The 12,040-nt window shown below is 41.5% G+C and carries 10 protein-coding genes; all 10 read left to right on the top strand.

What is annotated here, in order from left to right; translation table 11 throughout:
- The first annotated feature begins 20 nt into the window (after window positions 1–20).
- Window positions 21–386, top strand: a complete 366-nt coding sequence (gene rbfA, locus IWA51_RS08535) for a 30S ribosome-binding factor RbfA (RefSeq protein ID WP_177529024.1) — start codon at window positions 21–23, stop codon at window positions 384–386.
- Entirely contained in the window at window positions 379–2,301 is a 1,923-nt protein-coding gene (truB, locus tag IWA51_RS08530) for a tRNA pseudouridine(55) synthase TruB (protein WP_198442106.1), read from the top strand. The genes rbfA and truB overlap by 8 nt, the downstream gene beginning before the upstream one ends.
- 76 nt (window positions 2,302–2,377) lie before the next feature.
- Window positions 2,378–2,647, top strand: a complete 270-nt coding sequence (gene rpsO, locus IWA51_RS08525) for a 30S ribosomal protein S15 (RefSeq protein WP_177529022.1) — start codon at window positions 2,378–2,380, stop codon at window positions 2,645–2,647.
- 149 nt (window positions 2,648–2,796) lie between these two features.
- On the top strand, window positions 2,797–4,902 hold the full coding sequence (pnp, locus tag IWA51_RS08520; protein WP_198442105.1) for a polyribonucleotide nucleotidyltransferase: 2,106 nt from the start codon (window positions 2,797–2,799) through the stop codon (window positions 4,900–4,902).
- Between the two features lie 72 nt (window positions 4,903–4,974).
- On the top strand, window positions 4,975–6,201 hold the full coding sequence (locus IWA51_RS08515) for a M16 family metallopeptidase (RefSeq protein ID WP_230402634.1): 1,227 nt from the start codon (window positions 4,975–4,977) through the stop codon (window positions 6,199–6,201).
- Window positions 6,186–6,638, top strand: a complete 453-nt coding sequence (gene dut, locus IWA51_RS08510) for a dUTP diphosphatase (RefSeq protein ID WP_198442103.1) — start codon at window positions 6,186–6,188, stop codon at window positions 6,636–6,638. Before IWA51_RS08515 ends, dut begins: the two co-directional genes overlap by 16 nt.
- Before the next feature lie 16 nt (window positions 6,639–6,654).
- Entirely contained in the window at window positions 6,655–7,944 is a 1,290-nt protein-coding gene (locus IWA51_RS08505) for an LptF/LptG family permease (protein WP_198442102.1), read from the top strand.
- Window positions 7,941–9,011 carry an LptF/LptG family permease gene (locus tag IWA51_RS08500; protein WP_198442101.1) on the top strand — a complete coding sequence of 357 codons (1,071 nt, stop codon included), beginning with the start codon at window positions 7,941–7,943 and terminating at the stop codon, window positions 9,009–9,011. Before IWA51_RS08505 ends, IWA51_RS08500 begins: the two co-directional genes overlap by 4 nt.
- Before the next feature lie 49 nt (window positions 9,012–9,060).
- Complete coding sequence (gene tgt / locus IWA51_RS08495; protein WP_198442100.1) at window positions 9,061–10,197, top strand: tRNA guanosine(34) transglycosylase Tgt; 1,137 nt, start codon at window positions 9,061–9,063, stop codon at window positions 10,195–10,197.
- Window positions 10,198–10,202: 5 nt separating this feature from the next.
- Window positions 10,203–12,038: a HEAT repeat domain-containing protein gene (locus IWA51_RS08490; protein WP_198442099.1), complete on the top strand. Its 1,836-nt coding sequence runs from the start codon at window positions 10,203–10,205 to the stop codon at window positions 12,036–12,038.
- Window positions 12,039–12,040: the final 2 nt, after the last annotated feature.

Here is a 12,040-nt window from a genome sequence, read left to right as displayed (position 1 = left end):
TTAAAGGAAAACAATAGTTTATGGGACAATACAGGCTTATACGCCTTGGTGAACAGATAAAGCAGGAAATTGCCACAATGCTTTTGCGGCACGAAGTTAAAGATCCGCGTGTAAACGAGTTTCTTACAATCAACCGTGTTGAAGTAGCAGGCGATCTTGCCTATGCAAAAGTTTATGTTTCATCATTTATGGATGACAAAGCCGTAGAGCGCGGTGTAGAAGGTCTTCAGAGTGCGGCTGGTTTTATTCAGTCTTGCATTGCAAAAAAACTTTCTATATATAAGTTTCCGAAGTTTACGTTTATTGCCGACTTCAGTATGAAGGAAGGTTATAAGATGGTACAGAAACTGAATGCGCTTGAGTCAGAAAGAAAATCTGATGAATAAAAAATATTCTCCTTCCGGGGTTATGCTTTATGCAAAGACTCCGGGAATTACAAGTTTTTCTTCTCTCTGGAGTATCAAACATGCACTCGGTACAGATAAGGTAGGGCATACAGGTACACTCGATTCGTTTGCCGAAGGTCTTCTGGTTGTACTGAGTGGAAGTCTTACGCATCTTGTTCCGCATATAACCGGGTTTACTAAAACTTACAGGGCTGTTGTCTGTTTTGGACGCGGTACCGATACACTTGACCCGGGCGGAGCTGTTACTGCAACAGGCCGTGCTCCTTCAAAAGAAGAAATTGAGACTGTGCTTCCGTCGTTTACAGGAGCCCTTCTTCAGACACCGCCTGTTTATTCTGCAGTTCATGTTGGCGGAAAACGTGCCAGCGATATGGCCAGAACCGGAAAAGCCGTCACTATGGAAAGCCGTCAGGTTTTTGTCTATTCAAACACAATGCTCGATTACCGTGCTGCAAGTGACAGTGACCCGTGTTCCTATGCTCTTCTTGAAATTGTCTGTTCAAAGGGAACGTATATCAGGGCTTTGGCAAGGGATATTGCACAGGCGTGCGGAACCTGCGCGCATTTGAGTGCTTTAAGAAGAACTTCTGTTGGTCCGTTCAAACTTGAAGATGCTGCATGTGTTTCTATGCTCGGGGAATTTACAATAGACTCTGGAATAAAAAACGATATGCGCTTTCAAAAAGAGCGTGACAGGCTTTCGGAAAAAATTGCGGCAGACAAAAAAAAGAACCGTGTTACCGATCCGCAGGAAGTTGTAGACGACATACGCAGTCATTTTAGAATGTTTACCCCGGAACTTGCTTCTCTCTGCGGATTCAGATGCGATACGCTTAAAGAAGAATTTTTGCGTTCCTATCTTAACGGGCGTCCTCTTTCGTCACGCATGTTTACAAAAGACCAGGGACCCGAAAAAGACTATATCTTCTATAATCCCGACGAGATTTCTGTATTTTATCCTGACCGTTCTTTTGCAGGAATTATAAAAATAAATGAAGATTACAGACTTTCGTACGGATTCGTTGTTCCGCCTGAAAAAGAAAAGAAAATTTCTGTTTTTTCATGGGACGAAGTTTCAGGCAGGGCTTTTCCTGTTGAATGGCTTGCAAAGGGAACTTCTGTTTCTGTAGGAAGTTTTGACGGTTTTCACAGCGGTCATGCAAAACTTGTAGACGGTGTACTGGCAGGCAGCGGTCTTGTTTCGGGTATTCTGATGTTCAGAAAGTCATTCCGTAGTTTTGATTCAGACTACCAGGGTGATGTTTCTACTTTAAGGCAGAGAATAGATTACTGCGCTCAGAAAGGCGTTGACTTTGTTGTGGTAATTGACTTTTCTGATGAATTCAGTAGAATGGAAGGGAGCGTTTTTGTCAGAAAACTTCTGTCGTTGCTTAACATGAAAAGACTGGTAGAAGGAAAGGACTTCAGGTGCGGTTACAAAGGTTCACTTGATATGGAAAGCCTTCGCAAAATGTCTGTTGAGTCAGGTTTTGAGCTGGTTTGTGTTGACAATGTGGATTTTAACGGTGAACGTGTAAGTTCTTCAAGAATACGTGATTCTGTTAAAAAGGCCTGTTTTGCAGATGTTCAGAAAATGCTTTTAAGACCGTTTTCATACGATTGTTCGGGATTTGACTGGAAGATTTCCAAAAAAAAGTCTTCGAGTGATTTTTCGTGGTTTGAAACGGAGTCTTCTTCGGAACAGGTTCTGCCTTCTGACGGAGACTATAATGTTGTTGCAGTTTTGTCCGACGGAAGTTCTGAAAAAGATCCTTCCGGGCTGAATACACTGCATACCGTTTGTTCAGTAAGCGGGGGACGCATTTCTTTGCTTCTTCCTGCGGCTGGTACATCGGAGCGTGTACGGACTGTAAATTTTATTCCCGCCGTATAATTAATTTTGCTTGGAATCTAAAATGTCAGTTGGTCCCAGGTAAATATTGAAGGCTGGAAAACACAAGGAGTAAGTAATGGCACTTACAAAAGAAACAACTTCATCTATCGTAACGAAGTTTGGAGCCGGAGCAACAGACACCGGCAATGCAAAAGTTCAGATTGCACTTCTTACAGAGCGCATTAAGGAACTTACCGCACACTGCAAGCAGTTTCCCAAGGACGCTTGTGCTTCACGCGGTCTTCTTAAGGTAGTAGGATCACGCCGCAAGATGCTTAAGTATCTTCAGCGCAAGGATCTTGAGACATACCGCTCTCTTATTAAGGAACTTGGTATTCGCAAGTAAGAGTTGTGTCAGACGGCAGCCTGGGTCATATTTTTTGAGTCAGACTGCCGTTTGTGTTGTATGAGGTGTTCCGGCTGTTCAAACGGTTCGCCCAGGGATACTTTTTTCCCGTTGGAAGTAAAAGAATTTATATATTATAGAAGGAAAAGATGATTCAAAGAGTAACGAAAAAAATCGGTGACACAGACCTGATCCTTGAGACAGGTAAAATTGGAAAGCAGGCTAACGGCTGCGTTTATGCACAGTTCGGAGGCACTGCCGTCATAGCTACGGTTTGCGCTTCAAGCAACGTAACGGAAGGTATGGATTTTGTTCCCGTTACTGTCGATTATAATGAGAAATTTTATGCCGCAGGAAAAATTCCCGGCGGATTTGTAAAGCGTGAAGGTCGTCCAAAGGATAAGGAAATTCTTGTAAGCCGCCTTATTGACAGACCTATGAGACCTCTTTTTGAACCTACATTCGGACGCGAAATTCAGATTGTTCCGACATGTGTTTCTGTTGACGGAAAAAACCCTCCTGATATTCTTGCAGTAATTGCTGCTTCTGCTGCTGTTACAATCAGTGATATTCCGTTCCATGGTCCTGTTGCAGGTGTTCGCGTCTGCTACCTTAACGGTGAATATGTTCTTAACCCTACATATGAGCAGATTGAAAAGTCCCAGCTCGAAATTGTTGTTGCCGGAACAAAAGACGGATTTACAATGGTTGAAGGCGGTGCAAATGAAGCCGGTGAAGATGTTATGCTTGGCGCTCTTGAAAAAGCACAGGACTTTATCAGGGAGATGTGTATTCTTCAGGAAGAACTCCAGAAGCTTGCAGGAAAAGACAAGCTTCCTCTTGCTCCTCTTGATGTTAAACTTGAAAATGCAGAAGCTATTGAAGCAGAAGCTGTTCCTCTTATGAAGGAAGCCTGCTTCCAGAAGGGAAAAATGGCCCGCGGAAATGCAGTCAAGGCTGTAAAGAAGCAGGTTGCCGAGCACTATAAGGAGCAGCTTGAAGATGATGTTCAGGCACGCCTTTATGATGCTCTTTTTGATGACATCCAGTACAAAATTCTGCGTTCAAGCATTCTTGACAAGGGACTCAGAATTGACGGTCGCGGAACAGAAGATATCCGCCCGATTACATGCGAAGTAAATGTTCTTCCACGTCCACACGGAAGTGCACTCTTTACACGCGGCGAAACACAGTCTCTTGCTGTTACTACTCTTGGAACTGCAATGGACGAGCAGGTTTATGACGATATTGAAGGTGATCGCAGCGAGAATTTTATTCTTCACTATAACTTCCCGCCGTATTCTGTAGGTGAAGTAGGTAAACTTTCTACAGGACGCCGCGAAATTGGACACGGAAACCTTGCACGCCGTTCACTTGCACCGATGATTCCTTCAAGGGACGAATTCCCGTATACAATCCGTGTTGTTTCTGAAATTATGGAATCAAACGGTTCTTCATCACAGGCTTCTACCTGTGGCGGATGTCTTTCACTTCTTGCTGCCGGTGTTCCTATGAAAAAGATGGTTGCAGGTATTGCTATGGGTCTTATTACAGACGGACCGCAGTACAAAAAGTATGCAATTCTTTCTGATATTCTTGGTGAAGAAGATCATCTTGGAGACATGGACTTTAAGGTAGCCGGTACAAGAGACGGTATTACAGGCTTCCAGATGGATATCAAGATTGCCGGTGTTTCTATGGACATTATGCGCAAGGCTCTTGATCAGGCCAAACGCGGACGCAATCATATTCTTGACATAATGGAAAAGTGCATTAACAAACCGCAGCCAATAAGCCAGTATGCCCCGAAAATTGACAGTCTTAAGATCCCTGTAGACAAGATTGGTGCCCTTATCGGACCGGGCGGAAAGAACGTAAAGTCTTTGTGCCAGCAGTATGGTGTTACAATCAACACTGACGATGACGGAACAGTTACAATCTACGGAAAGACAGCTATTTCTACGGATGCAGCAAAGGCAGCCGTTAAGGGAATCTGCGAAGATCCGGAGCCGGGTACAATTTACAACGGAACAGTAAAGCGCATTATGGACTTTGGTGCTTTCGTTGAAATTCTTCCTGGAAAAGAAGGTCTTTGCCATATTTCAAAGCTTTCAAGAAGCCGCGTAGAAAAGGTTACCGATGTTCTTAAGGAAGGACAGGTAATTCCTGTAAAACTTCTTGAAGTAGACAAGATGGGAAGACTTAATCTTTCTTATATTGATGCCATTGAAGATCAGGCCAGGAAAAACGGCTGATTTTAAGGACAATAAATGCCTGTCAACGCAATAAAACTGCGGAACAGGGTTATGCTCTTTACGGAACCGGTTGTGACTTCTAAAACAGTTGCAATCGGTTTTTGGTTTTCTGTAGGAAGCCGTCTTGAACGCGATGGTGAACACGGCATAACTCATTTTACCGAACATCTTTTATTCAAAGGAACGCGAACAAGGTCTGCCAGGGACATAGCTTGTGCTTTTGACAGAATTGGCGGTTACGTAAATGCCTTTACGGAGCGCGAGAATGTCTGCGTTTACTGTACAATTCCCGGAGGAACAGAATCTGTCGGAACAGCCCTGAATGTTCTGTGCGATATGTGCAATAATTCAGTTTTTCCTGAAGATGAGATAGAACGGGAACGCGCGGTTGTCAAAAGTGAAATTGCTTCTGTTGAAGATGATCCCGAAGAGTCGGCAATGGACAGGGTTTCTGAATGTGTTTGGCCCGGTCAGTCTTTGAGTACCAGTATTACGGGAAGCAGTGAAGATGTGGATTCAATTACACGTGAACAGCTATTGGACTGGTATGACAAATATTTTGTTAACGGTAATCTTTGTGTTTTTGCCGCCGGAATGGTTGATTCAGATTTTATTGCAGAAAAATTGGAAACCCTTTCTTTAAAAAGTGACGTGCCCATTGAGTTTACTGAACAAGGCTTTGGAAAACTTCCTGTCTGGAAAAACGGTTTTAATTTTATAAAGGCCGGTTTTAACCAGACACAGGTGTTTGAACTTTTCCCGCTTGCGATGCCTGTCAGCGAAAAAGACTATTATACGGCCGCTGTTTTTAATGCGATTGCCGGTGACAGTATGAGCAGCCGGCTGTTTGATTCAATGCGCGAGAGGAGCGGGCTGTGTTACACGGTGTACAGTTTTTTTACATTTTATGCAGATGTTGCTGCCTGGTGTGCTTATGCAAGCTGCGATAATGACAAGGCAGTTTCTGTTGCTTCACTTTTTATTGATGAGATAGAAAAGATTTCCCGCTCCGGTGTTTCGGACGCAGAACTTGAGGCTGCAAAAATGCATTTGTGCGGGGAAGAGATACTGGGTTCAGAGGATATGGAATTCAGGATGAAGCGTATGCAGCGCAATTATTCCATGGGATTTAATCTTAATGACACGTCTCGGATTCTAGAGTGTATACGTTCTGTTACAAAGAATGATATAATTGAATTTATAGAAAAGCTGTTTGATTTTAATAAAATGGCTTTTGTTGTTTACGGAAAAAGTTTATCTATGAAATCAAAGAGGAATATTCTATGCAGGAAAAAATAAATATTTCATGCACTGTAAGAAAAGGTGCAATTGTTCCGGAGTATAAGACTGCCGGTGCGGCCGGTGCCGATGTGTGTGCTTTTCTGGAAGAATCAGTTACACTTGCGGCCGGAAAAAGAGTTCTTGTTCCTACAGGACTCAGTTTTGAAATTCCTGAAGGTTATGAAATTCAGGTAAGGCCAAGGAGCGGGCTTGCGTTTAAAAACGGGGTTACGGTTTTGAATACACCCGGAACAATTGACAGTGACTACCGCGGTGAACTTAAAATTCTTCTGGTGAATCACGGCGATGCTGATTTTGTAATAAATAGCGGTGACAGAATTGCACAGATTGTTGTGGCTCCCGTTACACTCGGAATTTTTACTGAAGCATCTGAACTTTCTGAAACAGAGCGGGGAGCAGGCGGCTTCGGAAGCACGGGTGTTGCAGAGTCCTAAAGTGCGGGGTTTTTGATTGGTTTTTTTTGATTCGCACAAAAAGATTTCATTTTATTTCTCAAAGATTTTTTCTGTTCTGAAAAAATTCGGTCCGGTAAGGGTATTTTATCTTTTGGGATTTGTTCTTTCGGGACGTTTTCATAATCTTAAACTCAGAAAATTTTTCGGATTGAGGCTGGCACGACTTAAGGATATCAAAAGCAATGTTCTTGTAAAATATATTGCAAAAGAATTGTTTTTGTATTTTCTTGTATGCTTTGCTTTTTTCTTTGTTGTGTTTTTTGTCAACCAGATTCTTTTGCTGGCAGAAACAATTCTTAAAAAAAGGGTTCCTGTTCTTTCTGTAATCAAACTGATAGGATATTGTCTTCCGGCTATAATTGCTCAGTCTGCTCCTTTTGCAACGCTTGTGGGATTTCTTATGTGTCTTGGACGGCTTGTTTCTGACAATGAAGTTATTATCCTTAGGGCAAGCGGGCAGAGATATTCTGTTATCCTAAAGCCTGTAATAATAATGGGAATGCTTATTTCTGTTTTCAGCTTTGTAATGAATGACTATTTTCTTCCGCTGGGAACGCTTAACTACAACCGTATGTTCAAGCAGATTATTGTTTCCAATCCTGCCGTGGAACTTGAGTCGCAGTCTGTTAAGCGCATGAATGATGCTACTCTGGTTATTGGTGATGTTTCCAAATACAATGTGAGTGATCTTGTTTTGTTTGATGCGGCTGACGGAGGTAAACAGAGATTAATTGTTTCTAAAAACACTGATGTAAAAAAAGCAGTTAGTCCAGGTGTCCTTATGCAGTTGAATATGGACGATGCTTTTGTTCTTATGCTGGACAAAAAAAACAGAAAAAATTTTGACATTCTTACTTCTGACGGAATGACACTGAATGTTTTTGAAGATTCAATTATTTCTTCCAGTGGTGGAACTTCCCCGCGCGAGATGACATCATGGGACCTTTACAAAAAAATTAAAAATATGAAGAAGCTCAACAATTCAACAAAGAAACAGCTTAACTCATATAATCTTGAATACAATAAAAAATTTTCAATTCCGTTTGGATCAATTTTCTTTGCACTGCTGGCTTTTCCACTGGCCCTTGTTTTTGGAAGAAAAGACGGGCAGACACTCGGACTTATTTTTGGAATTATAATTTCTGTTTTGTACTGGGCTGCAACTATTCTTGGACAGATGTTCGGGCTTAGAAGCGGATGGAACGGATTCTGGATGATGTGGGGACCAAACTTTTTTATCGGATTGATTGGAATTCTTCTTTACCTGAGGCTCCGGAAAAAATGAAAATTGTCGGATACATGCTCAAGAGATTTTTCGGAATTTTTCTTGGTGCTCTTTTATTTTTTATTCTTATTCTTTCTCTTACAGATTTGTTTATGAATCTTTGGAATTATATTTCCAAAAATGTTACGTCGCAGCAGGTTGCAGAAATAATGCTTTTGTATATTCCAAAAACAATATGGTTTTCTGTTCCTATTGCAATGCTTTTTGCCACGGCTTATATGCTGAGTGATTTTTATGCAAAGAATGAACTACTTGCAATTTTTGCTTCAGGAATTTCTTTGTTTAAATTTACTGCACCTCTTCTTCTGGTTGCAGTTTTTATGAGCTTCGGACTTTTTTTCTTTGAAGACAATATTGTTGTTCCGACTTATGCAAAAAAACAGCAGATTCAGCAGCAGGTTCTTCACAAGGAAAAATCTTTGAACAATGACAAGATTGTAATAATGGCCTGTGAAGGGCGTGTTGTTTATAAGGCTGATTATTTTGACAACAAACTGCAGAAACTGTATTCGGTTTACATTTTGTTCAGGACAGAAGACAAAACTTTTGAGTCTGTAATTTATGCAGACAATGCAGAATGGTTGAATAATAAATGGAAGCTGAACGGTGCTGTTGAATATGCACTTTCGGGCGAAGAAGTGTCTGTTGTTCCGCTCAGGGCCGAACATCTTCTTTTGCTCACGGAACCGCCCGAAACTTTCAGAAACAATACGGTTTCTGTAGAAGAAGTAAATACCCGCGAGGCACGTGCCTATATTGAACACTTGGAACGTGCAGGCCTTCCGAGTGCAGAGGCAAAGTCAGAATATTACAAAAAATATTCTTTTCCGTTTGTTGTTTTTATTGTTGTTTTCCTTGCAGTCGGGCTCAGCGGAAAAACCAGAAAAAATGTTCTTCTGATTAGTCTTGCCCTTAGTATTACTGCTGTTGTTCTTTTTTATGTAACGCAAATGGTTACCATGCTTATGGCAAAGTTTCAGGCTGTTCCGCCAATTTTTGGTTCATGGTTTCCTGTCATTATGTTTATTTTTATAAGCTGCGTTCTTCTTAAGTATGCAAAAACTTAATTTGTTTTTTTTGTTGATTTGATTTATAATTTTTTTTGTGGATGTTTTTATGATAGAAAATTTTTTTGAAGTTCATCACGAATGTTCCGGTTCACTTGCAAGAACAGGTGTTATTCATCTTGCTCACGGTGATGTTCAGACTCCTGTCTTTATGCCTGTCGGAACAAAGGGAACTGTCAAGGCAGTTTCAAAGGATGACCTTGACGAAATTGGTTTTGAAATTATTCTTGCAAACACTTACCATATGTACCTGAGACCCGGTGCAGATATTGTAAATGAGGCAGGCGGACTTCACGGGTTTACAAAATGGAATAAAAATTTTTTGACAGACTCGGGCGGCTTCCAGGTTTTTTCTCTTTCCAATCTAAGAAAAATACGTTCTGGCGGAATTGAATTCAGAAGCGACATTGACGGCAGCAAGCATTTTTTTACTCCCGAAAATGTTGTTCAGACACAGGCGCTTTTGAACAGCGATATCCAGATGCAGCTCGATGTCTGTACAGGATTCGGCGTGGACCGTGCAGAAGCAGAACGTGCGCTTAAAATTACATCTGACTGGGCCCTGCGTGCAATAAATGAATGGAAGATTCAGCGTGAAAAAGGATATAAAGGAATTCTTTTTCCTATTGTTCAGGGAAATTTTTTTGATGACCTTCGCAAAGAAAGTGCAGAATTTGTGAGCGCACTGGATACTCCCGGTCTTGCTATCGGAGGCCTGAGTGTAGGGGAACCGGCAGATGTTTTTGCAGAAAAACTGCGTCACACTGTTCAGTTTGTAACGCGTTCAAAGCCAAGATATGTCATGGGAATAGGAACGCCTGAATATATTCTTGAAGCTGTTGCCGACGGAATTGATATGTTTGACTGTGTTCAGCCTACAAGAATTGCGCGGCACGGACTTTATTTTTCAAGGCACGGAATGGTTTCTATAAAACAGAAACGCTTTGAAAGGGATTTTGGTCCGCTCGATCCTGAATGCAACTGCAAGGTCTGCAGAACATATTCGCGCGCTTACCTGAGACATATTTTCCGCGAGCAGGAAATTCTTTCTTCTATGCTGGCAAGCTATCACAACCTTTATTTCCTTCGCAATATGATGCTTGAAATAAGGGATGCAATAAACAATGACAGGTTTGAGGAATACAGAAAGTCTTTCCTTGAAAAATTCCATTCAGGAAATATTTAACGCCTATGAAAAATATTTTTTTTATTTTGATTTTTGTTGTTTCCGCAGTGCACGTGTATGCGCAGGAACTTCCTGCGACACCTTCAGAACAGACAGTAGATTCTTCTTTTGAACAGATTGAAAGAACAGCTTCTGATGTGACAGAACAGACTGTTCAGCCGAAGAAAGAAGATGCGGAATTCAAGTACAAGATAGAAAAAATATACCCTGAACCAAAGCGTCCTTCTGTAAAGTCAGAATCATTTTTGGCCCAGGCAGATGAGAGTGACTCTTATGTAAAGGAATGCAGCGATACATTCAGGTACGGTCTTGAAGAAGATATTGCAACACTTTTGGACGAACTTACAAAAAATGATGACTTAAGGTTTGTTGATCCGATTTATGATTTGTTTCAGTCTACAAAAAGTCCTTCAATAAGAAACAAGATTCTTGCTTATTTTACAAAGCTAAAGGATCCGTGTCTTGCTGACTATGCTGTTGCAGTAATCAACGACCCCTATGATGAAAAAAAAGATACTGTGGATGCATGCTTTAAATATGTTGCCGCTGCCGGTTGTATAGAAGCTGTTCCGGGTTTGGTTGACCTTGTGGACAAAGAAGAGGAAAGGTATTTTAACGGAGCACTTTCTGCACTCGGAGATCTTGGCGGAAGGGAAGAGGCTTTGTTTCTTTCTTCATACATTGACCGCGATGATCTGACTGTAGCACAAAGGCAGTCCCTCATGCGTGTTCTTGGAAAAATCAAGGCTGTAGAAACCTGGGATAAACTTTCAGAAATTGCGCAGGACGAAGATGAAAACTCTTTTGTGAGAATGTATGCGGCCGAAGCAATCGGTGCAATGGAAAAGAGTGAGTCCGAAGATATTCTTCTTGATCTATTCGAATCTGATGACCCCAACTTCAGGGTTTATGTTCTTAAGGGAATGTCTTATTTTCATGATTCAAAAGCCGACGCACTTGTCATGCAGGCTCTGCGCGACTCACAGTACAAAGTACGCCTCGAAGCCGTTGAGTCTGCCGGAAAAAGAGATATGAAAGAAGCTGTTCCTTATCTTATTTACCGCTGCCGCGACAAAAATGAACAGAAGGCAGTCAAGGACAAATGCTACAAAGAAATTGCACGGTTGAACACAAAAGAGGGAAATGAATATCTTGTTGAAGTTCTTAAGGATAAAAAAATCGGTGACACAACAAAGGTAACCGTTGCTGCAAATCTATTGGAATTCAATCATGCTGGAACAGATGCTGTAATTGAACTTGCGCGCGAAAGCCTCAAAAGCGATGTTACAAAAAAACTGCGCTATGCTTTGGGAAAAGAATTTGCAAAATACGGTCGTCCTGAATTCGAAGAAATTTGTTCCGAATACATTGCAAGCGAAGATGTTGCAACACAGGGAACTGGGCTTGATATCTGGGCAAAGGGAAGGTATGAAGGCAACCGTGCTTCTGTAGAACTTATTGCAGCCGATGCAGAAGAAAAGGAAGAGCCTTCTGCAGAAAATAAAAAGACTTACCAGTTTGGTGTAAAAAAGAAAAATGCAAATGCAAAAAAAGCAAAACGCATTCTGGAACAGTCTGCTTCCAAACCTGTAGACGCAGTGTCCCATGCTGATGAAAATATTTCTGCCAGAAGCAAAACATCATCTGATGTGAATGCCGCTCCCGCTACAGAAAAAGAAACAGCGCCCGCAGATAATGATGTGTCCGCAGACAATTCTGTTTCTGTAGACAATGTTGCCTCTGAATCTGAAACTTCTGCTGCAGTTGAATCTGGGAGTGTAGTTGAACAGGCTTCAGAAACAGAAACAGTTTCTGCTTCTGTTTCTGAAGCAGCAAAGTAAAT

The organism is Treponema peruense (genome assembly GCF_016117655.1).
Lineage (GTDB): Bacteria > Spirochaetota > Spirochaetia > Treponematales > Treponemataceae > Treponema_D > Treponema_D peruense.
Note: the sequence above shows the minus strand (reverse complement) of the source record. Positions and strands in the feature narration are given on the sequence as shown.